The organism is Seonamhaeicola maritimus (assembly GCF_008056315.1).
Lineage (GTDB): Bacteria > Bacteroidota > Bacteroidia > Flavobacteriales > Flavobacteriaceae > Seonamhaeicola > Seonamhaeicola maritimus.
The window spans coordinates 1,662,370-1,687,804 of record NZ_VRKQ01000008.1; the positions used below are offsets into that span (position 1 = coordinate 1,662,370).

Annotated in this window: 22 protein-coding genes and 1 tRNA gene; 16 read left to right on the plus strand and 7 right to left on the minus strand. The window is 32.8% G+C overall.

The annotated features are described in order from the left end of the window. Positions 1 to 380: 380 nt before the first annotated feature. From FUA22_RS06865 to FUA22_RS06930, 14 genes are all read left to right on the plus strand, one after another. The gene (locus tag FUA22_RS06865) at positions 381 to 1,043 is read left to right on the plus strand and encodes an ATPase (RefSeq protein WP_147767152.1); all 663 of its coding nucleotides are present in this window, start codon (positions 381 to 383) and stop codon (positions 1,041 to 1,043) included. Positions 1,044 to 1,382: 339 nt separating this feature from the next. Continuing rightward, positions 1,383 to 4,349 carry a tetratricopeptide repeat protein gene (locus FUA22_RS06870; protein ID WP_147767153.1) on the plus strand — a complete coding sequence of 989 codons (2,967 nt, stop codon included), beginning with the start codon at positions 1,383 to 1,385 and terminating at the stop codon, positions 4,347 to 4,349. Positions 4,350 to 4,565: 216 nt separating this feature from the next. After that, the gene (locus FUA22_RS06875) at positions 4,566 to 5,627 is read left to right on the plus strand and encodes a hypothetical protein (RefSeq protein WP_147767154.1); all 1,062 of its coding nucleotides are present in this window, start codon (positions 4,566 to 4,568) and stop codon (positions 5,625 to 5,627) included. A gap of 8 nt (positions 5,628 to 5,635) precedes the next feature. Beyond that, positions 5,636 to 6,349 carry an STING domain-containing protein gene (locus FUA22_RS06880; RefSeq protein ID WP_147767155.1) on the plus strand — a complete coding sequence of 238 codons (714 nt, stop codon included), beginning with the start codon at positions 5,636 to 5,638 and terminating at the stop codon, positions 6,347 to 6,349. A 25-nt stretch (positions 6,350 to 6,374) separates the two neighbouring features. Next, positions 6,375 to 6,512 carry a hypothetical protein gene (locus FUA22_RS18395; RefSeq protein ID WP_170309863.1) on the plus strand — a complete coding sequence of 46 codons (138 nt, stop codon included), beginning with the start codon at positions 6,375 to 6,377 and terminating at the stop codon, positions 6,510 to 6,512. Positions 6,513 to 6,598: 86 nt separating this feature from the next. Next, a complete protein-coding gene (locus tag FUA22_RS06885; RefSeq protein ID WP_147767156.1) occupies positions 6,599 to 6,808 on the plus strand; it encodes a hypothetical protein in 210 nt (69 codons plus the stop codon). A 273-nt stretch (positions 6,809 to 7,081) separates the two neighbouring features. After that, complete coding sequence (locus tag FUA22_RS06890) at positions 7,082 to 7,681, plus strand: hypothetical protein (RefSeq protein WP_147767157.1); 600 nt, start codon at positions 7,082 to 7,084, stop codon at positions 7,679 to 7,681. 555 nt (positions 7,682 to 8,236) lie between these two features. Then, complete coding sequence (locus FUA22_RS06895; protein WP_147767158.1) at positions 8,237 to 8,524, plus strand: hypothetical protein; 288 nt, start codon at positions 8,237 to 8,239, stop codon at positions 8,522 to 8,524. Positions 8,525 to 8,794: 270 nt separating this feature from the next. Continuing rightward, positions 8,795 to 11,200 carry a TraG family conjugative transposon ATPase gene (locus tag FUA22_RS06905; protein ID WP_147767160.1) on the plus strand — a complete coding sequence of 802 codons (2,406 nt, stop codon included), beginning with the start codon at positions 8,795 to 8,797 and terminating at the stop codon, positions 11,198 to 11,200. Positions 11,201 to 11,255: 55 nt separating this feature from the next. Next, on the plus strand, positions 11,256 to 11,837 hold the full coding sequence (locus FUA22_RS06910; protein WP_147767161.1) for a conjugal transfer protein: 582 nt from the start codon (positions 11,256 to 11,258) through the stop codon (positions 11,835 to 11,837). After that, positions 11,837 to 12,676, plus strand: a complete 840-nt coding sequence (locus FUA22_RS06915; protein WP_147767162.1) for a hypothetical protein — start codon at positions 11,837 to 11,839, stop codon at positions 12,674 to 12,676. The genes FUA22_RS06910 and FUA22_RS06915 overlap by 1 nt, the downstream gene beginning before the upstream one ends. 57 nt (positions 12,677 to 12,733) lie before the next feature. Continuing rightward, positions 12,734 to 13,360, plus strand: coding sequence for a conjugal transfer protein TraK (locus tag FUA22_RS06920; RefSeq protein WP_147767163.1), 627 nt, complete (start codon positions 12,734 to 12,736; stop codon positions 13,358 to 13,360). Further along, on the plus strand, positions 13,341 to 14,273 hold the full coding sequence (gene traM / locus FUA22_RS06925) for a conjugative transposon protein TraM (RefSeq protein WP_147767164.1): 933 nt from the start codon (positions 13,341 to 13,343) through the stop codon (positions 14,271 to 14,273). The genes FUA22_RS06920 and traM overlap by 20 nt, the downstream gene beginning before the upstream one ends. 16 nt (positions 14,274 to 14,289) lie before the next feature. Further along, on the plus strand, positions 14,290 to 15,090 hold the full coding sequence (locus FUA22_RS06930; RefSeq protein WP_147767165.1) for a DUF4138 domain-containing protein: 801 nt from the start codon (positions 14,290 to 14,292) through the stop codon (positions 15,088 to 15,090). Position 15,091: 1 nt separating this feature from the next. Here FUA22_RS06930 and FUA22_RS06935 read toward each other — a convergent pair whose 3' ends face one another. After that, on the minus strand, positions 15,092 to 16,330 hold the full coding sequence (locus tag FUA22_RS06935; protein WP_147767166.1) for a site-specific integrase: 1,239 nt from the start codon (positions 16,328 to 16,330) through the stop codon (positions 15,092 to 15,094). A 240-nt stretch (positions 16,331 to 16,570) separates the two neighbouring features. Then, positions 16,571 to 16,655, minus strand: a tRNA-Ser gene (locus FUA22_RS06940). 186 nt (positions 16,656 to 16,841) lie between these two features. Between FUA22_RS06940 and FUA22_RS06945 the strand changes: the two genes are divergently transcribed. Next, positions 16,842 to 17,471: an NAD(P)H-dependent oxidoreductase gene (locus FUA22_RS06945; protein WP_147767167.1), complete on the plus strand. Its 630-nt coding sequence runs from the start codon at positions 16,842 to 16,844 to the stop codon at positions 17,469 to 17,471. 122 nt (positions 17,472 to 17,593) lie between these two features. After that, on the plus strand, positions 17,594 to 18,787 hold the full coding sequence (locus FUA22_RS06950) for a DegT/DnrJ/EryC1/StrS family aminotransferase (RefSeq protein ID WP_147767168.1): 1,194 nt from the start codon (positions 17,594 to 17,596) through the stop codon (positions 18,785 to 18,787). A gap of 4 nt (positions 18,788 to 18,791) precedes the next feature. On the opposite strand, the gene ribB is transcribed toward FUA22_RS06950, so the two are convergent. From ribB to FUA22_RS06975, 5 genes are all read right to left on the minus strand, one after another. Then, the gene (ribB, locus tag FUA22_RS06955; protein WP_170309864.1) at positions 18,792 to 19,952 is read right to left on the minus strand and encodes a 3,4-dihydroxy-2-butanone-4-phosphate synthase; all 1,161 of its coding nucleotides are present in this window, start codon (positions 19,950 to 19,952) and stop codon (positions 18,792 to 18,794) included. Between the two features lie 16 nt (positions 19,953 to 19,968). Continuing rightward, a complete protein-coding gene (locus FUA22_RS06960; RefSeq protein ID WP_147767169.1) occupies positions 19,969 to 21,957 on the minus strand; it encodes an LptF/LptG family permease in 1,989 nt (662 codons plus the stop codon). 7 nt (positions 21,958 to 21,964) lie between these two features. Continuing rightward, a complete protein-coding gene (locus FUA22_RS06965; RefSeq protein ID WP_394344016.1) occupies positions 21,965 to 22,606 on the minus strand; it encodes a LolA family protein in 642 nt (213 codons plus the stop codon). A 5-nt stretch (positions 22,607 to 22,611) separates the two neighbouring features. After that, on the minus strand, positions 22,612 to 24,999 hold the full coding sequence (locus FUA22_RS06970; RefSeq protein WP_147767170.1) for a DNA translocase FtsK: 2,388 nt from the start codon (positions 24,997 to 24,999) through the stop codon (positions 22,612 to 22,614). 64 nt (positions 25,000 to 25,063) lie between these two features. Then, positions 25,064 to 25,432 carry a diacylglycerol kinase gene (locus tag FUA22_RS06975; RefSeq protein ID WP_147767171.1) on the minus strand — a complete coding sequence of 123 codons (369 nt, stop codon included), beginning with the start codon at positions 25,430 to 25,432 and terminating at the stop codon, positions 25,064 to 25,066. Positions 25,433 to 25,435 lie beyond the last annotated feature (3 nt).

Here is a 25,435-nt window from a genome sequence, read left to right on the forward strand (position 1 = left end):
AATCGAGAAGAAGTGATGTCATTTTCTAAGATAGGCTCTAAGAGTACGTACCACCGCTGCATTAAAGAATTAAGTCATTGGAATTATATTCTATACGCGCCATCGCATAACCCATTTAAGGGAAGTAGAATTAAGATGTTCGATTTTGGGACAAGCTCTAGACAAGCTCTGTACCTAAGTCGTACCAATATCGAGACAAGCAGTGGACAAGCACTGGTACCTATAAACAAACATATACAAACTATAGAAAACAATAAAAACTTAAACAAACAGCAAAATTTAAATTTTTCAAATTCCGAATCAAAAAACAAACAAGAATCAACTGTCCCATATCAGGACAACTTAAAAACAGCGACAGATAAAAATTATAATGAGCCCCTATGAAATACCCAACACCGCATATCATCATGGAAGGGAATACAAAGTTTACCTTGGGTAGTATCCAAAGAAATAAGATTCTCTATGACTTTGATAAAATTCTCCTTTATCTCAATGCCAAAGGCAAGCTCATGTTTGGGGAAACTTTTAAGCTTTATGATGAAGACCGGGATACCTTGTTCAAACTATGTAATTATTTTATCAGGGATGAAGCCAACTGTAAAAAACTGAATATTGATGTCAATAAAGGTATTTTACTCAGTGGCCCTGTAGGTTGTGGAAAAACCAGCTTGATGAAATTGCTTAGACATATTGTACCCTACCAAAAGCCTTATAAAATGATTCCGGCTCGTAATGTGGTTTTTGGGTTTAACCATATTGGTTATAAAACCATTGAGGACTATGGAAACGGGCAATATTTCTGCTTTGATGATTTAGGGATAGAACCAATAGGTAGGCATTATGGAAAAGATTGTAATGTCATAGGGGAAATTCTGTTATCACGTCATGATTTGTTTCTAAAGCATCATGTAAAAACACATGGAACGACCAACCTTAATGCCAAGGAGTTGGAAGATAAATATGGTAACCGGGTACGATCTAGGATGCGGGAGTTGTTTAATTTGGTGGCTTTTGAAAGAGATTCTCGTGATAAGAGAAATTGATAACATTTGTGCTATAATGTTCTGCGTTATGTAACTTGATCTTTGGCTAAAAGCGAAAGTTGTTACTACAGTTTCTTAAAAAGATTTATTCTAAAAAGTTTCTTCTACAAAGTTAATGGAACACTTTTTATGCGACGACGTAGGTGGGAAGCATAGTGTGTGGAATGGAAATTCTATGTATTGTCTACTATTTTTTTATTACTGCACTAATTAATTTAAATCAATTATTCATTAAAAACCTATTTGACTATAAAATTATAGCCAAGAACTTGGCTATAAGAAAATAGTTAAGTATATTTGCATGACTATAATTTTATAGTTAAGTAAAAATATTGAATAATGAACGCAGAAAACACCTGGAATAAGAAAACAATTGACTTTGTTTATAACCCAGATAATCAGTCTAAAATTCAACTAATAGACAGCTTTGTGGTACGCCTTGGTACATTCTCAAAGATTTTCAATGAAATTAAAGGTTCGAAAATGACTTCACATAAGAAGCATTTTATGTTAGAAGGAAAAAGAGGGATGGGAAAAACAACCATGCTTCTTAGAATGGGATATGAGATAGAAAATGATAAAAATCTAAATGATTGGCTAATACCAATTGTGTTTAATGAAGAAGAATATAGTATTAGACGTCTTTATAAACTATGGGAAAGAGTTGCTCTTTTGTTGGAGGAAAAAGAAATGATTTTTACTGGTATATATGATGAAATGGATTTGAATTTCTCAAAATGTGATGATGAGCAAGATTATGAATTAACAATCTTTAATTTGTTGAATGATAAACTTTCTGACGAAGGCAAAAAAATCATCTTGTTCATAGATAATTTCGGAGATATATATAAAAAATTTAATAAGCAAGAAGTACAAAGATTGATAGATGTCTTAAAATCAAAATCGAATTTTAGAATATTTGGAGCTTCATCAAATGTAATTTCAGATTTTCATGATGACAATCATCCTTTTTCTAATCTTTTTAAAGTTAAGCGTTTAAAAGGATTAAAGAAACTAGAAACACAAGAGCTGTTATTAAAACTTGGAGAAGCTTATGGTGAAGGTCATATTAAGAATATAATAATCAACCAACCAGGTAGAATTGAGGCTTTAAGAAGGTTGACTGGAGGTGTAATAAGGACGATAGTTTTACTTTCAGATATTTTTGTTGATCAAAATCAAGGAAGTGCATTTTCAGATTTAGAAGCTATTCTAGATAGGGTGACACCTCTATATAAGCACAGAATGGATGACTTGCCTGCGCAACAACAAGAAATAGTAGAAGCAATTGCATTCTCATGGGACGCTATTAATGTAAATGAAATAAGCCAAAAAACAAGAATTGTTAGCAAAACAGTTTCTGCTCAGTTATTTCAAATGGAGAAAAATGAAATAATTAAGAAAAAATCAACGAATAATAAAAATCACTTCTATCAACTTAGTGAGCGCTTTTTTAATATTTGGTATTTGATGAGACATGGAAGAAAAGGGGATAGAAGGAAAGTTGTTTGGTTGGTACGTTTTCTTGAAGATTGGTGTGATGAAGGTGAATTAATAACACGCGCAGAAAGGCATATTGAAATGCTAAAATCAGGTGACTATAATGTAAATGGTGCGTACTATATGACAGAGGCTTTAGCTTCAACCAAAACTTTGCCAAAAAAAGATCAAGACAAACTTATTAAAGTGACTAGAACATTTCTAGCAGATAACAATAGTGAGTTTTTACAACATATGACTGAGTCTGATTTAGAAATAAATGAGAAGGCAGAGGGTTTTTACAAACAGGGTCTTTATGAATCTTGTCTAGAACTATTATTAAAAATGAAAGACAAAGATTTTTTTAAGATTGCTAACTGTAATGCTTTCTTGAAGAGACATGATAAAGCTAAAGATTATTATTTAAAGTCTATTGAAAAAGGAACAGTTGCCGCTATGAATAATCTTGGTGTTCTTTATGAAAATTATTACAAAGATTTCTCTAAAGCTAAAGAGTACTATTTAATGGCTTATGTAAATGGTAGTAGCGATGCAATGTTAAAGCTAGGTAACTTATTCTATTTTAGAATCAAAGAATATGATACTTCTGAAAAATATTATTTGGAGGCAATAGAGAATGACTTAATTGAAGCTAATTATAGATTAGGAAATCTACATTATTACCAGCATAATGATTTTGACAAAGCTGAAGAATTTTATTTAATAGGGGCTCAAGGTGATTGTCCTGATGCTATGTATAGACTTGCCAACTTATACAATTTTGATACTGACAACCATAAAAAGGCCGAAGAGTATTATTTAATGGCTATTAAGAATGGAAATGAATCGGCTTATTATGGATTGGCTTTATTATATGATTTTAAACTCAATAATTTAGAAGAGGCAGAATTATTTTATAAAAAAGCAGTTGATTTCGAAAAAGGATATGCATTAGTTAGACTTGCTAAATTTTATGCACTAAAACTGAAAGATTTTGAAAAAGCTGAGAGATATTTTTTAGAAGCTATTAATCATGAGATTGAAGACTCATATTTCGGTTTGGCAGGATTATATGCATACGATTTAAAAGATTTTGAAAAAGCAGAGCATTACTATTTAAAGGCTGTTGAAAAGGACAATGTTAATGCGATGTATGGATTGGCGGAATTATATAAATACGAATATGAAAATTATGAGCAAGCTGAATATTATTATTTAAAAGCTATTGAAAATGGTCATGAAAAATCCTTAACGGAGCTTGGAGATTTATATCATTTGATTGAAGACTTCAAACAGGCTGAAAAATATTATTTAATAGGAATAGATAAGGGTAATACTAAAGCAATGAATAATCTAGCCTATTTGTATTACACAGAAAAAGTAAAACCTAAAGAAGCATTAGAAATCTCAGAACTTTCCTATAAGAATGAAGTAGATACTTTTACAGATCAAAATATGTTAGATGCAGCAAGACTAACTTATGCAAAAAATCTTTTATGGAACGAAAGGTATGTCGATTCAAAAAAGATTGCTGAATATTTCATGCATGATGAAAAGTTTTTAAGTAATTATAGAGAATTTTTTAGTGATTATTTATACCTGCTTATTGCAAAAGGAGAGTTTCAATTTGTATATGATTACTTTAATAATGAAAAAAGTAATGAACTGAACATTAAAGATAGGCTAAAGCCAATATGGTATGCACTTGTTTCTTTTCTTAGAGATGATTTACCTAATGAGTATTTAAGAATGGGTGAAGAGCTTGAAGAAACAGTTGTTGAAATAATAGAAAAAATTAATAAAATGGAAATAGAATATTCAATTTAAGAGTTTTAAACAAAAAAAAGTCCCAACATTCGACCGGAAGGACTTTTTAGATTGAAAGTGAGTAGTATAATGTAAAGGATACTACCCCATATTTTGTAGGTGCAATATAAACTATAATATCTTCTCTACAAAATATCATAATATCCTTTCACGGTTTATGCAATAACGTCCGTAATCGTTATTGCAATTATAAAATTAATAAAGAGAAAAACTATTATGAGTAAGAATTACAAAAATTTAGCAACAAGGGTTAGAGAAAGATTAAATCCCGAAAACATAAGTTTTCAAAAAGCTTTAAATGAAGATTTATCTACAATTTCTTATAGTGATTTACTAGTTTATATTAGGTTGGCTATGAATGCAGTTCCACCAGATTATACAGCTAAAAGTAAAGAGGCTGGAGAAATGGTTAAAAAACATTTGAGTAAAGAATTGATTGATGTTGTATACAAATATCAAGGTTCTGTTATGACTGACACACATATAAAAGGTGCTAGTGATATAGACTTATTAGTGATTACTAGCAAGTATTATCGTATTGCTTGGGGGAAATTAAATAACATTTTAAATAATTTTTCTTTAAAACAGAAGTATTATCAAAGTCAGATTTCAAAATTAGAAAGAGAAGCTGCATTAGGTAATTATCAGGGGAATGCCTTAGAGGATTTAAGAAAATTAAGGTTAGATAGTGAAATAATATTACAAAGAATATATCAGGAGTGTGATATTACTAAGCCTAAAGCCATTAAAATCAAAAATTTAAATTTAAATAGGGAAGTCGATACTGTCATTGCTAATTGGTACGATAGTGTAGATTCTATAATAAATGATAGAGGAGATTACAGAGGTGTACAAATCTACAATAAAGACAAACATGATAGAGGGGAGGTAAGTTTTCCTTTTTTAAGTATCTCAAGAATTAATAATAGAAGCTCGCAGACTAACGGACGTTTAAAGAAAATGATAAGGTTTATAAAAAACCTAAAAGAAGATTCAGGTCATGATATTGATTTGAATAGCTTTGAAATAAATGCAATTTGTTATGATATTAATATCGACATTTATAAAGATAAAAGCTTCTTTGAGTTAGTAGTTGTCATTTACAATCAATTAAAGAGTTTAGCAAATGATTCAACTCACGCTGATAAATTAATTTCTGTCGATGGAACGGAGACAATATTTAGAGGTAAACCCGAAAAAATAGAACATTTAAAGCTCATACTGAGTGAAGTAGAGAGCATCTATATAGATTTACATTTAATGAAAAAAGCAATATGAAAGAGATTATGAAAAGTATTAAAAAAAATGTAATTAAAATTTTACGAGGAAAGCCCAAAACAGTTAAGGTATTAAGCCTTATCTTAAATATTATAGCGGTTATTGCTCTTATATTCTGGTTATTAAATAAGCCATTCAACGTTTTAGGTACTGAAATTGAATTAGAGGCTTTGTTTGTCTTATTAACAACATTGGCTGTGTTTTTTAACCAGGCGTATAAGTGGTTATTAGAGGATGCAGAATATTCGCCATCTTATGCCTTAGCATTGGGTTATGTAAATAATTTTATTGAGCCAACAATAGTACAACTAATTGAAAACGGAATTAAACAGCCATTGCTTTACATCTATAAACCTACAGATATTTCAGAATTATATAAGCCAAATATAGATAGGACTAAAGCTACTATAAAAAATAATTCGTTTGAGATAAACGAATTACAATTGGATTTAAAACATGGAAGAGCTAGAGATATATTGACAATCCAAAAATCAAAAACAAAAATGATTTATTTTGATTTCCCTAATACTCTTTTGTCTTTATCAGCATATATAGATTTTAAAATTGCATCAAGAAAAAATGAAGCAGATGTAAATAGGAAAACAGAATTAACAAAAGTACTATTTGATATGTTTTATAGTAAAGTAGAAGAGTTGTTAAAAACCAAGAATTTAGATGCGTATGTGAAGTATTGTGATAAAAGTTTACAGTTTTCGTTTTAGTAATTAATTTATAAATAGAATAATAATGATAATTGAAGCAATTAAACCTGGACCAAAGCCTAAAAAAGATGATGGATCACTAGATAGAAGGAGGAGAGTTTCTCCAGACAAAAAGAAATCATATCCACCGTTAAAAAAACATAGACATAAAAAAGGTGATTAATATTACAAATGCAATTATCCTTGGGGATAATTGCATTTGAATAGAATCTAAAAAAATATAGAATATTAATTTAATAAAACGAAAATATGTTGGGGTTATCAAATTTAGTAACAGAATTAGTAGCTAGTGGTATATTTGGTAGCGTTGAATCATTAGATTACAATACTATAAATAAGGATCATTTAGATGACATCGAAGCCATATTTAATAATCAAAAAATTAAGGTTCAAGTTTATTCTGGTGACGATTTCGAGTCAGTAGCCAAGAAAATAATTGAAAACGCGAAATTCAATTAAAAGACCACAATATTATGTAAAATAGAGTCTCGATGTTAAACTTGGCCTCATAAAATTTTAGCAAAACAATAGGAGAAATGAGCGTGCATATTTTAGGGGTTTAGTAATACCGTTTCTTAAGAGTTTCAGTTATAAAAGGGATTTCAAAGCAATGTTAAAGAGTTACAATGTTTCCTAAAATATAGTGAATGAGCCGTTAATTGTTTCCAAAATTATATGCAGCCTTGATTTTTTTGTTTCTTTTTTTATCAAGAAAAAAAGATTAAATAATTTATGAAAAACAATCTAACTAAAACACAAGAGTCTATACTTGTTTTATGCACACTTCAAGCATTATTGGACGAATACCTTAAATGTTTAACCAAGGAAGAAAAGAAACCTGATTCTGTTTTATTCTCAATTATTTCAAGCCAAATAATTATAACGTCCTGTTCATATCTAGACGAATGGGAATACTTCGGGAAACTTATAAAGGAAGAACAAGAGCCGAGAATAATTACTCTTCGAAAGATTACTAAACCAGTAATTGATAGAATCAATGAATGGAAAGATATGAGACAATTTAGAAATAATATGCTTGCTCATAACCATAGAATAAAAAAAGAGAATAATTCACTTGCTATATTTAATACATCTCGAAAATTAAATTGCCCATATTCTTTTTATGATTATAAACTTTTAATAGGATGCATATTCATAACTAAAAATGTTCTATTAAGAATGTTTCAAAATGAGTATAACAGAGCAATACCGAGTATAAAGAATATTGAAGATATATTACCAATCAATGAAATAAAGGATGAAAAAACATATAGAAATGAATTTGATAATCTTACGCAAGATGTTCAAACATTAATTGATGCTTTAATATAACAAGTGTATAGAAATTTATTTTTCTTAAATTTTATACTCTTGTGGCAAGCTTTCGAGAATCGTTTAAAATTTTTTATTACGTACATTTTATCGAATACGCGATATTTAATAAGAGTAAAAAGGTTAGCTTTTATTTTGCCGTTGGCAAGGGATGGATATCCCGACGTGAAATCGGGACGAGCGCTTGGGTGGCGGATATTGTACATAACGGCAAATTATAGTACATTTTTAAGTTTAATTGTTGGAAATTATTCGGCACATATTCATAAATTATAGGGCATTCATTTTTACTTTATACTGTGAAAAAATGTAGCAAAATTAAATTGTCAAAATCAAAAATCTGACGTTTTTGGAATTTAATGTAATCGCAAATTTTAAAGTTATCAACATATCATTCCTAAAGTCCCATAAAATTTGCCATCAATTCACTTCAATTATAAACAGTCTAAATCAAAAAATATGTTATTAACAAAATGCTGAGTATCAGTGTTTTGAATTGATAAATAAAGTAGCTTTCACATGTCAATATTAGACCAATTTTAAATCTATTTCGATATGAGAAAATCACTTTATCCAACCATTTTATTATTACTTATTTCAAATTCAATATTTGCCCAAATTGGAGGCATTGAAGATTCCGTTAATGATGTTTCCGATACCATCAGAACCATTTTCCCTATCATATTGGGAGTTATCTTTTTAATAGGCTTCCTGTTTAATGCGGGCCATTTCTTTGGTGAAAATGCCGACTTAAAAAAGGGCATTACAAGGGTGCTAGTTTTCGTCCTTATAGCCGGTGCAGTAGTGGGCATATTTACTTATCTCATTGGCATTGTTGTCTAATGAAAAAGTACGAGGTCTATAAGAACATTAGAAAGCGTGCAGTGGTTATGGGCTTACCCATTTCACTGTTCGCCCTCATGATGACTGCGGTTATCGGTTCACTATTACTGATCATCTTTTCGTTCAGTTTTGTGGTCATTATTTCGGCAGGGATTTTTAATGGAACATTATATGTCGCATTGACCCACTTCACCAAGAACACCACCTTATTACATTTTAAAAAAGTGTTCCCAAAATCCATCAGCAACAAAAAATTAAGCCACTTGTTTTATGAAAACCATTAACCTTTCAGATTATCATCCCATCCTGGATACACAAGGGCATGTGGTATTCGCCAGTAATGGGAACGTGGTGCTATGTTATAGAGTCGATTTACCAGAAATTTATAGCCAATCCGAAGCGGATTTTGAGGATATCCATGGATCCTGGTTTCAAGCCTTTAAATCTTTACCAACAAGTACCGTTATCCAAAAACAGGATATCTACCAAAAAGGGCAATTTGAGGCAGATAGGTTACCTAACAGAACGTTCCTGCAAAGGGCCACCCGTAAATACTATAAAGATCGAGGGTACTTGAAACATCAAAGCTATTTATATTTTATCCTTCCTCATAATAAAGCGTTAAATAATTCCAAGTTTACCAACCCATTACGGAAGGTAGAAAAGAGAATCCATAAGGAATTGAACCAAAATGTAAGTGAGTTTATAGCTTCAGTAAACGATGCGGTTTCTTATGTTAACAATAGTCGCAAAGTGTCTCTGACACCATTAAAGAAGCATGAAATCCTTGGAATGACCAATAACTATTTTAATGGGTTTAATGAAGGTTTTGATACGGATATACAGTTAAAGAAATCCCAGATTGAAATTGGAGACAACCTTTTTGATGTGTTGGCAGTAAATAGCGAACTCTGTTTCGGGGACATGGTACAAAGCAGTAAGACCAATGATAAATTCACCTCAGATGATTTTGTATTCCATCAGGGATTTATCGACGGGTTAGGGTTAAACCTTAATGAAAATCATATTGTGAACCAGATTATCTATTTAGATGATAAACATAAATGGCGAAAACTACTGGAGAAGAAAATTGAAGAGCTTAACAAGAGTTCCAATTTCGGGACTCAGAATAAGGTTGTCCTAAAAAAGATTGAGGATATCATTTCCAAAATATATGAAGATGATTCTTCGCGAATAATCCGCGGGCATTTAAACATCATTTTCTGGTGTCGGGAAGCTGACCAGCTAAGTAATATCGCTTCAAAGATAAAAACGGAATTCAAAGAGCTGGATATCGTTCCCTACTATCCCAAAGGAGAAGAGCGTAAAAACTATTTTTTAAATTCCTACCCGTGCTTTGCTTCCAATTTTTCAAATGAAGACTTGTATGTTACGGATTTAAAGCATGCACTTTGCCTATTCATAAATAATACAAATTACTTATCAGACGTAACTGGTGTCATTTTTAATGACCGTCAGCATAACATTCCTGTGCTAAAGGATGTATGGGATGCAGAAAAGAAACGTATCAAAGCTCGTAATTTTGCCATATTTGCGCCTACAGGCGAGGGCAAATCCTTTTTAGCAAATAATATTCTTCGACAATACTTCGAGGCTGACGTTCGGCTGGTCATTATCGATTTGGGAGGTTCATACTCCAAATTTGCCAAGCTCTATCCGGATGACCATATGATACTTCGTTACGAACAAGGGAAAAATTTGGGCATCAACCCCTTTTATATTACTTCCAAAGAAGATTTAACACCAGAGCGATTCCAAGATTTGGGTGTTTTTTTACTAGAGTTGCTAGCAGAAGGAAACCAGGTGTCAAAGGCAAAAGAAGTAGCTATAAAAAAGGTGCTACGCTATTATTATCAAAATGGTGTAGATGACACCCATTCTTTGGCATCTATGTATCAATTTGTAGATAACAAAAAAGACACTCTTATAGAGGAACTTAAAATCCATGAAGAACATTTTAGCGTCTATAACTTTTTGCATATCCTTTCAGAGTATGTAGATGACGGCCTGTATAGCTTCCTGTTTAATGTTAGTGAAGACCAAAGCTATAAGATAGAAGATAAGCGTATGATTGTCTTTGAACTTGATGAAGTCAAGGATAACAAGGAAATCCTGTCAGTGATGCTCAAACTTATCAAGTCGGCCATTCAAAGAACAATTTGGCGTAACCGGAGCGAACGCGGAATCATTCTTTTTGATGAGTTTGCCAAACAACTCAAATTCGAGAATGTACTTGAAAGTGTAGAGTTCTATTATCAGGCTATTAGAAAACAAAATGGCGCTATCGGAATCATTTTGCAATCCATCAATCAATTACCGGATAACTCCACGTCAGCAAGTATACTGGAAAACACTCAGGTTATTTACAGTCTTCGGAATGAAAAGGGCTATGAAGAACTTCAAAAGAGGTTGAACCTATCAAGCCATGACCTCAATCAATTAAAATCCATAAGAAACAATTTAACTGGAGCGAGAAAGTACACGGAGATGTTTATCAAAATAGGAAAGGAGAGCAACATTTTCCGATTGGAAGTACCTAAAGAAGTCTACGCCGCTTATCTCACCGACGGTAAAGAAAGCGAAGCCATAATGGCCATTTATGAGAAAACCGGCAATATGGAACAAGCCATTAACGAATTCATCAATAAAAATTAATAACAATAATCATTAACCTGTGCTGAATTTGTTTCAGTATCAAAAATTTAACAACATGAAACATAAAATCAAAATTTTAGTATTTGCAGTAGCCATTATCTTTTTATTACCCGCCCGTGCTACCGGCCAAGGAATGCCTGTATATGACAATACGAACTTCATCAGTTTTGCCAAATCACTTGTAGAATCTGCAAAACAGACTTCCCAATTATTAAAGACCGTTCAGTTTCTAAAAACACAGAAGGAGAACATTGAAAAGGTCAATAATGTCATCAAGCAATTAAAAGCTGTACGTGATATAGCACGAAACAACCAAAAGCTATTTGATATTGTGCAAGATGATTTACGAGAAATTCTAAACTCACCCTATATCAAATCAGATGAAGTTAATCGAGTATCAGAATCCTTTAATGACATCATAGAAAACTCTCTGGAGGGGCTTGACTATATAGACCAAATACTCTCCAGTGGCAATTTAAAAATGACGGATGCAGAGCGTGCTGAAGTTTTAAAAAGGATGGAAACACAGTCCAAAGAAATGGTGGCCGAAATAGAAGCAAAGACCAGACGCTACAGAGAAATTATTTCTTTTAGGGAAATGCAGGATAAAATTAATAATCGGGAAACAAACTATTAATGTCAGGCATCTTTTTAGGCATCGGATTGGAATATGTAGATACCGTTTTTCAGACCATAAAGAACAGTGATTTTTCACAGTATACCATTACTGGGATGAAAACCCTGGCCATTCTATTCTTTCTGATCAACATCCTAAAGAAATACAATGAAGGCATTGCCAATAATGAGGGCTACACTTGGGGACTGACACCATCCGAACTAGCGAAGAATTTTGCGGTTGTTATTCTGGTTATTTTTTCCACGCAAATATTGACCGTTTTTGATACTATTTTGGTAGCTATTGAAGGCCAATATCGTGATACGGCTCCGGCGCTCCTCCCACTACAGATGCAAGATACTGACATCGAACAGGATGTGGGTGCCTTGGAAGCCGCCAAAAAAGCTATGGCCATGCTCTATGAGGCCCTAGTAACACCGCTTTATGGATTAAAATTAGTGGCTTTTATCATCGGTATATTTTTATGGCTATTGGATTTGTTTATCTATCCGCTCTTTCTAGCAGAACGCTTTTTCCTTTTGGGGATCATGCAAGCCTTTTTCCCTTTGGTAATCAGTTTAGCGGTATTCGAAAAATTCAGAACTCTAGCATATAACTTTTTTAAACTCTATGCCGGGGTGTATATGTTGGTGCCAGCATTTTTCTTAGTGAACGTTTTTGTCAATAACCTCTATACAGAAATCAATACCAATTTCTGGAGTGACCTATTTGGAACAGATTGGGGAAGTAGCTTCTTTGCACCATTGATTCAATTCGCAGCCATTGGATTTATTGTTTTGCTGAAATTCAAATTATACAGGAAGGCAACCTCTTTTGTATTCAAACTCTTTAGTGCATAATGTGCATTAGGCAAAAAAGTTTGTAAGCCAATGAACCAACATTAAAAAAAACAATAAATGAAAACACCTTATAAAAATATTTACAATGTACTGAAGCTAAATCGCTTTATTGTTTTGACCCTGATAATTGGGACTACACTAACCTGTATATCTTCGGTCTTATTTGTAATCAAACTCCATAAAGAATCTATGGGTAGTGCTTTTGTGGTCAATACCGATGGCAGTGTGATTCCTTTGAAATTGGTTTCTCAAATTGAAAATTTAGAAGTGGAGGCATTGGCACACCTAGAACTATTTCACACCTACTTTTATCACATTGATGCCAGTAATTATGCAAAGCATTTGAAAAAGGCACTATGGCTTGGAAACAGTTCTGTAGATGCCTTATACCGACAAAAAAAAGCAGATGGGGTTTACAATCGTTTACTTCAGTATTCTCTGGTACAGAAGGTCATCAGTATAGAAACCAAGGTCAATCTTCAAAGCGAACCCTATGGTTTCGAGACTAGCACTGTCTTTGAAATCAACCGCGGATCCATCACGGATACCTACCAGCTGACAACAACCGGTAATATAATCCATGTGGACAGGAATTTCCCTAATAACACCCACGGATTATTAATTACCAACTTTTTTGAAAATACATTAAGAAAAATAGAAGATTATGAAAATAGAGAAGAATAAAATCGTTTTTGCGGCAGTCATTTTATGTGTGCTGCTTTTTATAGGCGCATACTCCGTAATATATTTGGGAGAAGATGAAGGCCCTACCATTGAGAATAACCAGATTCCCATTCCAAAACTAGAAGACAAACAAAAGGAATACAATTCTAAATTAGAAGCCCTGGACGACTTAAAAGAAGTTAGACAGACCAATGCCCCAAGTATTTATGATGAGCGCTTTTTGGATTCGATGGGTGTTTATGATCCGGATTTATTGCAAAAAGAAAAGCAGTATATGGTTGATAGTATATTCAACGACGGGCATATTAGTTATACGGATAGAAGCTATAGGTTACCAGAACATAAAATCGAATTTGAAGAAGCTCCGAATGATGAACCTATAATTTTTAAAGAACTGGAAACAAGTATATCGGTTAAAGAATTAGGCTTAGAACATCAATTATTTTTTGCATCCCATCCTATGGAAAATGAAAAGTCGAATATTGAGGACAATGATGAAATAATCTATGTGCGAGTAGATGGTACCCAAACAGTAAAAAAGGATTTTCGTTTGCAAATGCGCTTTACTAAAGATACCACTATTGACGGTATGCTGATTTCTAAAAACACACCCATATATGGTTTTGTGAGCTTTAAACCCAACCGGACCATGATAACCATTCAGAATATTAACCAAATACCCGTAAAGCTAAAAGCTTTCGATTTACAGGATGGAAGCGAAGGTATTTATACGGAAAATAGTTTTCAGGCTGAAGCTAAGCAACAAGTGGTTGGGGATGTGGTTGATGATATCAATATTGCTGGCGTACCACAAGTCAGCGGAATTAAAAAGATATTTCAACGAAATAACCGAACTATAAAAGTAACTATAGCCGATAATTACCAACTCATTTTAGCCTCTAAGAGGCATTAATCATAAAATAATCATCATGAGAAAATATATAATCATATCACTTATCCTGACTTCAAATTACCTAGTAGCACAAATACCACTTGATACTATATACGCTAACGAAAGCAAAAATGTGGCTCTGTTTTTCCCTGAATCTATTCGCCAAGGGATTACCGGAGCAAATCATTTCGTATTTACATATAACCGTGAGAAAGGGCAATACTTCGGATTAATACAGGCACAACCGGGTGTGGAAAGTAACCTTTTGGCAATAACCAATGATGGCCAGGTATATTCATATATTCTGAAATATAATAAGGAAATCTCGAAGGTTAATTATTTTATAACCAAAAATGAAAGTATAGGAACAGAAACCCCTGAGTTAAAACTGCTACCAAAAGAGAAAAAAGTAATTGATCCAATTGAGGACAGAGGGCCCTATTTTCAAAAGTTTAGTGATTATCTACTAAAGTCCAAGTATGAGAAGATGGCAACCAAACGAAAAAAAGGCATGAAGCTTCAACTACAAAAAATGGTTTATAATGCTTCTGAAGTCTATTTGGTTTTGGAAATTGATAACAAGTCCGGAATTGATTTTGAAATTGATTATCTGAATATTTATAGAACTAATGGTAATAAGAAACGCAAGGCCTCCTATCAAAAACTTCGACTGTATGGAGTCTATAAGCACAAAATGCTCTCGGAGGTTAAGAATAAACAAATCAATCGGTTTGTTTATGTGTTACCCAAGTTTGTGTTGGGAGATAATGAGAAGTTGGAAATTGAATTGCAGGAGATGAAGGGGAGTAGGAAAGTCATTCTGAAGACAAGATTATAGGCTAAACTATATTACTAATGGTTTTCTCAATTTGAAATTTATCTCTTAAAGCTTTCATATCATCACTTACTTTTCTATCTAATATTTTGGCATAATGCTGGGTCGTTTTTAAAGATTTATGACCTAGCATTTTGCTTACAGACTCAATAGGAACACCATTGGTTAGCGTTACAGTTGTAGCAAATGTATGGCGAGCTAGATGAAAAGTTAGGTTTTTATGTATTTCACACAAGTCAGCTATTTCTTTTAAATAGGCATTCATCTTTTGATTGCTTAAAACAGGTAAAACTTTATCACTATTTATAATATCAGGATGACCGTTATATTTTCCTAAGATAGCCTCCGCTGTTGGTAATAAGGGGATATTGCTTCTAGTATCGGTTTTGGTTCTTTTGGTCTTAATCCAACGTTCACTATCAATACCAATAACAATGTCGTTCTTTGATAGTTTTTTTACATCAGCATAAGCTAAACCAGTAAAGCAACAGAAAATAAATATATCCTTAACTTGGTCCAAACGTGGTGTATGCAACTCCTTGGTAACCATTTTTTGTATTTCGCCTTCAGATAAAAATTCTCTATCAACAATTTTTAATTTTGCTTTCCAGTTGTAAAAGGGATCTCTACTTATCCAATCGTTAGCATATGCTATACGAATAATCTTTTTGAAGTTAGTAATATACTTAATAGCCGTATTGTGCCCACACTTTCTAACGGTCTTTAAATAATACTCGAATCCACTGATAAATTTGTGGTCAACATCTTTTACAGGAATATCATCCTTTTTGTACTCCACCTTGATGTAGTCTTCAATATGTTTTTTTGCGGTTCTATAGCGTTCTGCAGTTCCATGGGCAAAATCTTTACCAACTAATTTATTTACTTGGTCATTATGATCTTGGAAAATTTTAAGAAGCATCTTTTGATTATTGTCTTTACCTATATAAATATCTCTTAGCAAGGAAGCGGTAATCTCCTTATTTTGGTTTACTAATGTTCTATGAATTTCGTAAACCTTACTCTTAATTATATCGATATAATGATTTAATTCTTGAATATCCTGACCATAACCTTTCCCTTTTCCAGCATTCGAGTTCCATTTTTCAACATGAACTTTTCTTCGAATGCTTAACTCTGCACGCTTACTGTTTACAGTAATTCTTAGGTAAATATTTGCAAATCCATTCTTGTCGGATTTACTGCGTCTAATATAAAAAAGAAGAGAAAATAGGTTTTGCATCGGTGTCACTTAAAGATTCTCCTTTAAATATACAAAAAACAAACTAAAGTTTATTTCATAAAACCCTTTAAAATCAATGGTTTTCAGGTAATTCGGTGTCACTTTTTGATTTTTAAAAGTGACACCGAATTGGACACCTATTATATGCTATTTTATACCTTTATTTGATGTTTTTGGAAATTAAAAAACCCTGTAAACATTTAATTTACAGGGTTTTAGTAGAAATTGATAAAATTTCAGCGGAGAAAGAGGGATTCGAACCCCCGGAGGTGTGACCCTCAACAGTTTTCAAGACTGCCGCATTCGACCACTCTGCCATTTCTCCAGTGTGTCTCATCAAGTATTCCTTGAATGCGGGTGCAAATATAGAATCCTTTTTTAATTCTTTCAAATAAAACTTCAACTTTTTAAAAAATAATTTAAGTCATATTTTAATAATAATTTAAATTATTCAACAATAGCTTAGTAATGAAAATTTCAAATATTACATTTGCAGAAATCTAAGCTAAAAATGAATATTATTGATAAGTTAAAGTGGCGTTACGCAACTAAAAAGTTTGATGAATCTAGAATGCTTTCCAATGAAAAACTCAACGTTTTAAAAGAAGCTTTCAACCTAACAGCAACATCATTCGGATTGCAAACTATCAAAATGGTTGTCATTGAAGATAAGAAAATAAGAGAATCTTTAGTTGAGCATTCCTATAATCAAAAACAAGTTTTGGAAGCTTCGCATCTTCTTATAATATGTATTCAAGATGAAATAAATGAGGTAGATGTCAACAATTATTACAATAATATTAAAAGCATACGCAATACACCCGATGAAATTTTAGACCCGTACAGGCTAGATTTAATTAAAATGATGAAAAGAAAGTCAAATGAAGAACAACAACATTGGTCAAAAAACCAGGCCTACATTGCTTTGGGTAATTTAATGACGGTTTGTGCGATAGAGAATATTGATTCGTGCCCAATGGAAGGGTTTGTTTCAAAAAGTTATGATCAGGTATTGAAGCTTAATGAAAAAGGTCTGAATTCGGTATTATTATTACCAGTTGGCTACAGGGCAGAAGATGACATGTTTGCAGGTTTCAAAAAAGTGCGTATGAACATAACAGAAAGTGTGCTAGAAATATAAATTTGGGCGTTACCCAAGGGTCGGGCATTCGGTAGTCGCTTTTTTGTGTTGCATAGATGCAACAACACAAAAAGAGCTCCAACAAAACCTTAATCCCTAACGCAAAATAAAAGAATACAATTATGCCAGGATTTGAATTATTTGGTGATTTAGAAAGAAAACAAGTAAACGATGTACTAGATAATGGCGTTTTAATGCGCTATGGTTTTGATGGTATGCGAAAGGGGCATTGGAAAGCCAAAGAGTTAGAGTCAGCTCTTGAAGATGCATTTCAAACCAATTACGTTCAATTAGTATCAAGCGGTACAGCAGCTGTTTCGGTAGCATTAGGGGTTGCAGGAGTTGGAGCGGGAGATGAAGTCATTATGCCAACTTTTACTTTTGTGGCAAGTTTTGAAGCTATTATGGCACTTGGAGCTATACCCGTTTTAGTGGATATTGATGATACCTTAGCATTAAATCCCGAAGCAGTAGAAGAAGCCATAACCCCCAAAACCAAAGCGGTTATGGTCGTGCAAATGTGCGGTAGTATGGGAGATATGACTGCTTTAAAAAATATTTGTGATAAACACAACTTGTTACTTGTTGAAGATGCTTGTCAAGCTATTGGCGGTACATATAACGGAAAGCCTTTAGGAAGTATAGGTGATTTAGGTTGCTTTTCATTCGATTTTGTAAAAACTATCACCTGTGGAGAAGGTGGTGCAGTTATTACAAATAACGAGGAGTATTATATTAATGCAGATCATTTTAGTGATCATGGTCATGACCATGTTGGAAATGATAGAGGAGCAGAAACACATCCGTTTTTAGGTTATAATTTCAGAATTTCAGAATTACATGCAGCTGTTGGTTTAGCTCAGGTTAAAAGATTACCTGAATTTATAGATATTCAAAAGAGAAATTTTAAAATTTTAAGAGATGCCTTATCTGATATACCAGAAGTAACTTTTAGAACTGTACCAGATGGTGGAGAGGAGAGTGCAGCATTCTTAAATTTCTTTTTACCAGACTTAGAAACTTCTAGAGAGGTTATTAAAAGTTTAGCTGCGCATGGGGTAGATGCCTGTTGGAATTATTATGATAATAACTGGCATTATATTCGTAAGTGGGAACATTTAAAGGAATTAAAGTCCCTTTTTCCCATTACAAAAGAAGTCAAAGAAGGCTTGAAATATCTAGAAACTAAAACTTTTGAAAAATCAGATTATTTTATAGCAAGAAACATTTCATGCTTAATAAAATTATCATGGACAGAAGCAGAAGTGAAAGAGAGAGCTTCAAAGATGGTTAAAGCCATAAAGGCTTGTTTGTAAAATATTAATAGTTTATATATTCAATAATTTCTAATCCATAACCTATTAATCCAACACGTTTAGTTTGAGTAGAGTTTGTAATTAGTCTTAATTTGTGAATATTTAAATCGTGTAGTATTTGAGCTCCAATACCAAAATCTCTAGAATCCATATTAATTCTTGGTGCTTTGGCAATGTCGTCTTTAATTTGATGTTCTTTTAAAAATGATAATCGCTTAAGAATGTTCATTGACTGGGATTCTTGATTTATAAATAAGATGGCGCCCTTACCTTCTTTATTTATAGTTCTGAACATATCATCTAATTGCTTGTCAACATTATTAGTTAATGTTCCTAATATATCATTATTAATTAGTGTAGAGTTAATTCTAGTAGCTACACCTTCATCATCTTTCCATTGCCCTTTTGTTAAAGCAATATGTACTTGATTGTTAGTGGTTTGTTTGTAAGCTCTTAATCTAAAGCTTCCAAACCTGGTCTCAATTTGAAAATCCTCTTTTTTATCAATTAAAGAATCATGTTGCATACGGTATGCTACCAAATCTTCAATAGAAACTATTTTTAAATTTAACTTTTTTGCAACTTTAAATAATTGAGGTAGTCTTGCCATACTACCGTCTTCATTCATGATTTCTACAATAACACCTGCAGGTTTTAGCCCTGCTAAACGTGCAAAGTCAATCGCAGCTTCAGTATGCCCCGTTCTTCTTAAAACTCCACCTTCTTTAGCAACTAAAGGAAAAATATGACCAGGACGTGCCAATTCAAACGGTTTGGTATCGTGATCAATTAAAGCTTTAACCGTTTTTGCTCTATCACTGGCGGAAATTCCTGTTGTAACACCACCACCTCTTAAATCTACCGAAACGGTAAAGGCTGTTTCCATAGGGTCTGTGTTATTTCTAACCATCATACCCAATTCTAACTCTTTACAGCGGTTCTCAGTGAGAGGCGTACAAATAAGACCTCTACCATGAGTTGCCATAAAGTTTATCATTTGCGGAGTTACTTTATCAGCTGCAGCAACAAAATCTCCTTCGTTTTCTCTGTTTTCATCATCAACAACAATAATAACCTTACCATTTCTAATGTCGTCTATCGCTTCATGAATGGTATTTAATTGGTATTGATCTGTTGTATCCTGTGTCATAGTTTCGGCTATCATGGCGCAAAGATATTGCTTATTTTAAAGATTCTAAACAATTAAGTCTTAAGTCTTCTTTCACTTTCACTCTTAAAAAGGGGTAGGCTATCATATAGAGTGGTATTCCAAGTATTAAAAAGAATATTGATAGTTTCTTTTCTCTCTTATTTATATGGCGGTAGAACTGGAAAGTATTAATTATGGACTTAATGTAATACACTATAAATAATGTGAAGGACACTATACTTAATTGAATAGAAGCTGAAGCAAGTGAAGGTAGCTTGTTGTTTCTAAAAATAAAAAACAAAACTAATAACACCGCCCCAATACTGTAAAGGATGATAGCGAATTTAGAATGGTCATGGTAATCATCAGTGATTGACTCAGAAGAGTCAAAACTATTATCTATTTCAACATAATACTCTCTTAACGCTTTGGAATCAATTCCTTTTGATTTTAAAATTTGAATAGCCTCATAACGAACACCCTCTTCATGACCAAGAGTTTCATAGTTTTTAATGATATTAAAAAGTTCTTGGTTTGTTAGTGAATTCAAGAATTTATAATCAACACCATTCTTTTCCTTTATTTTGAATATTTTTCTTAATGGTTCACTAATACTTCCCATTTCAAATAATCCCCTATCTGCGGTAGCTCTTCTAGTAAGCGTGATACCTAAAGGAAGCATTACTAAAGTAGAAAACCAACTAGCAAGAATAGGGTTAAAGCTTCCGTTTTTCGCACTATTAGTAGCGAAAATACCAATAAAGTGGTAAGTTAAAAATAACAGGATAGCAACAACCATAGGTAAACCAATACCACCTTTACGGATTAATGCTCCGAGAGGCGCGCCAACAAAAAAGAGAATAATACAAGCAAAACCAAGGGCAAATTTCTCATACAGAGAAATGTAATGTTTGTTAAGCCATTCTTTTGATTTTTTAAGAGTGGCCTTTTTTGAAGAAATTATTTGTCTAACACTTACAGACCTTCGGGCAGCAGCATCAACAAGTTCTACTTTTTTTCTAGTATTAAATAAATCAAGAATCTCACCACTATAAATAGAGTCTCTTTTGATATTTTCCTCTGTAGCTTTGTCTTTTACAGTTTTGGTGTTTGGATTTTTAATAACTGTAGATCTTTGTAACAAGATTTTGGCTAATGATTTATGATCGTCTACTTTTCTTTTTTCTAAAGAATCTATAGCCTTACTCAAACCATTAATACTAAGCATATTGTATTTGTCTGTCTGAGATTGTTCATCAAGGTCAACCTCATTCATTTTAGATAAATCAATATTAATGATATACTTTTCAAAGGTACTTTTTGCAAAAGGTACTTTCTTTTTATCTTGTGCCTTTGAAGGGGTTACATCACTATAATAATTCCCATCATATAAAATTAATTTCAGCACTTCAGAATCTTTAGAGCTTGCTAATTCTCCAGTTTTAGATTTTATTGTAGTGGCATTTTTCCTTCCGTCAGAACCTTTTATATGAATAGTTACATCCTCAAGAAATTGCCCTTTATCACCACTTTTCTTTTCAACTTTAATGTTATAATTCATTATTTCATTGAACTGACCTTCGGCTATGGCCATAGCGGGCTTAAGTTTGGCAATGTTTCGGCGTAAATTATAAGAGTTTAATTCAGCCCAAGGGATTACGTTGTTTGAAAACCAAAAGGTCATGAAGGCAAGAACCACTATAAAAATACTTAAGCCAGACATAGATCGTTGCAATGAAATCCCTGTAGATTTCATGGCAGCAAACTCATAGTTCTCGGCAAAACTCCCAAATACCATTATAGATGATAGCAATATTGTTAAAGGTACTACCAATGGTATGAGCTTAGGCATAAAATACATTAAAAACTTGCCTACTATCATGAGGTCTAGGTCTTTACCTGCTAGCTCTTTAATGTATAGCCAAATAGTCTGTAAAATAAATATCAGCATTAATATTAAAAAAACACTGATAAAAGTTTTAAGATATGTGTTTAGTATGTATCTGTCTAATACTTTCAAACTTACCCTAGTCTAATTTGTTGATGTAATAGTCTTTGTATTTGTTGGCATCAAAGGTAAATAAGGTTTTTGAAATGGGTTGGTTTGTTTTAAAAGAATTAACAGTAAGCGTGGTTTTTGAACCGTTTTTGCCTACCTGAATAAGATTGTATATATGTTTAGTTTGGGCATCTATTCCTAATAAAATGCTTTTTAATTCAGAATTTGAGTCAATAGGAGTAAGTTTTACATACTGAATTTTTCTTCCATTAATATTCTGTTGAATATCAAATTCGTAGGTATAACCATCTTCATAAAAAGATAACATTTTACTTGGAGTGATAGCGTCTTCCTCGTCTTCACTTTCTGAAGAAATAGTAACCTCTTCATCCTCCGGACTTATAGAATAAAGTTTGTTGCCATCAAAAAGACGGGTGATTCCAAGAATATTTAATTTGTATTTTTCACCTTGCATGACTACGTCTCCTCTTGTTTCTTGTTTAATATTTTCAGAAATATTTTCTAAAGTATATTTAAAGTCTATTGAAATATTATCATAGCTTTTTACTTTTTGAGAAACTTCATCTAATAATGTTTTTCCTTTGTTTTGAGCAAATGCATTAACCGTCATTGCTAAAACGAAGAGTGTAACAATATATTTTATTTTCATTTTCATCATAATTTTTCATTTTCTAAATGGGCATCTAAAGCAACCAAATCCGGAATTAATACTTGTCTTGCTTTGCTGCCTTCAAACGGACCTACTATTCCTGCAGATTCTAACTGATCAATTAATCTACCTGCTCTGTTGTACCCTAATTTCAATTTCCTCTGTAAAAGAGAAGCAGAACCTTGCTGAGCAGTAACCAGAACTACAGCAGCTTCTTTAAATAGTTTGTCTCTATCTTCAATGTCTATATCAAGACTTGTGCCACTTTCTTCACCAACATACTCTGGTAAAAGATATGCGTCAGGATACGCTTTTTGAGCGCCAATATAGTCTGTGATTCTTTCTACTTCTGGGGTATCTACAAAGGCACATTGAATTCTAATCATATCATTGCCCTGAGTATATAACATATCTCCACGACCAATTAATTGATCAGCGCCAGAACCATCTAAAATAGTTCTAGAATCAATTTTAGAGGTTACCCTAAACGCAATTCTAGCGGGGAAATTTGCCTTAATAATACCGGTAATAACATTTACAGAAGGCCTTTGTGTTGCAATAATTAAATGAATACCAATGGCACGAGCTAATTGCGCTAAACGTGCAATAGGTGTTTCAACCTCTTTACCGGCAGTCATAATTAAATCTGCAAACTCATCAACTACTAATACAATATATGGAAGGAATTGATGTCCGTCGTTCGGGTTTAATTTTCTGGCTTTAAATTTAGCATTATATTCGGCTATGTTTCTACACATAGCGTTTTTTAATAACTCGTAACGGTTATCCATTTCAATACAAAGCGAATTCAATGTATTGATAACCTTGGTGTTGTCTGTAATGATAGCTTCTTCACTATCAGGTAATTTTGCTAAATAATGACGCTCAATATGATTATACAGCGTGAGCTCTACCTTTTTAGGATCAACCAAAATGAATTTAACTTCCGCTGGATGTTTCTTGTATAATAAGGATGTTAAAACAGCATTTAATCCAACCGATTTACCTTGCCCTGTAGCACCTGCCATTAGTAAATGCGGCATTTTAGCAAGGTCTACAACAAAGGTTTCATTGCTAATAGTTTTACCTAATGCAATAGGTAACTGCATTTTTGAACTCTGAAACTTCTTTGATGAAATTGCAGAATGCATGGATACTATTGTGGCATTTTTATTTGGTACTTCAATACCAATAGTTCCTTTGCCAGGAATTGGAGCAATGATACGAATACCTAATGCTGAAAGCGATAAAGCAATATCGTCTTCTAAGTTTTTAATTTTTGATATACGTATTCCAGCTTCAGGAACAATTTCATATAGCGTTACTGTGGGACCAATAGTAGCTTTTATACTAGCAATACCTATTTTGTAATTACTTAAAGTATCTACAATTCGGTTTTTATTTTCCTCTAACTCTTCTTGATTAATTGTGATACCCTCGGTATCATATTTTTTAAGAAGCTCTAAAGGCGGGAATTGATAGTTACTTAATTCTAAAGTTGGGTCAAATTGCCCAAAATCTTCAACTAATTTATTTGCTAGATTATCGGTTTCAGAAAGCTCTTCCGCCGTTTCTTCAACTTTAATTTCAATTTCTGGCTCTTCAACTTTCGTTTCAGGAGCTACTTCTAATTTTACCGGAGGTTCTTTAACAACCTTAGGTGCTTTCTTAACAACGGGTTCTTTTTTCTCTAAAGGAATTTCAAAAGCAGCTTTTATAGCTTCGGCTTCATCAGAAAGTGCGTTGTCAACAGGAACAAATGTTTCATCTTTTAAATCAGAAAACTCATCTTTAATATCCTTTTTAGCCGATTTAAACAGTTTTAATATACTTTCAAAAGTAACTTTAAAGCGAATGGCTAAATAGGTTATTAAACCAAATAGTAATAGGAGTATGGTTCCAATTTTCCCAATAAAATCTTGAAGAAAGGCATTAATCTCAAAACCTACAGTGCCACCTAAGATATCATTTTTATGAGCAAAAAAGCCAAAAATGACAGAAAGCCATAATACAATTAAAGTGCCCCAAAACCAATGTTTTCTGAGTTTGGACTTCGGAAGATCCATAAGCACATAAACACCAGAAAGAAATATTAGACCAGAAAAAATAAACGACGCAATCCCAAAACCTTTCTGAATAAAAAAATCACTTAACCAAGCGCCAGATTTACTTAACCAATTTTCTGCTTTGGTATCTCTTGATGAAAAATCTGAAAGTGCACTCTGATCAATTTCTCCTGTAAAAAAGAAAGATACAAATGCAATACAAAGTACAATACCAAAAATCACCAGAAAACTACCAAAAACCAGTTTCTGTTGGCTAGATAGTTTAAAACTTGGAGCTTTAAGTTTTTTTGTAGTTGATTTTTTTGTTTTGGTTTTCCTCTTCGCCATTAATGCGCTCTTGATTTAAGCAAAAATACAAATTACTAACGTTTATCCTAGTTAGAATTTTATTTTAAAAAATCTTAGGTAAGTAAATAATAAAACCAATAATTACGGCAAAAAAGGCTGAGATAAATACAGCACCGGCAGCAATGTCTTTTATAATTCCAATCTTATTATGATGTTCTGGATGAATAAAGTCTGCCACAGCTTCAATAGTGGTGTTAACGCCTTCAACAGACATTACAAGGGCTATGGCCAAACATTGACAAACCCACTCTGTAGAGGAAAGATTAAAGTAGAATCCTGCTAGGGTAACCAAAATGGCTATTACAAACTGAATTTTAATACTAGCTTCAGTTTTTAAAAGAAAAATAGCACCTTTAAAAGCGTATCGAACACTTTTTAAGCGGTTAACCAAGAAGGATTCTCTTTTAGTCATATA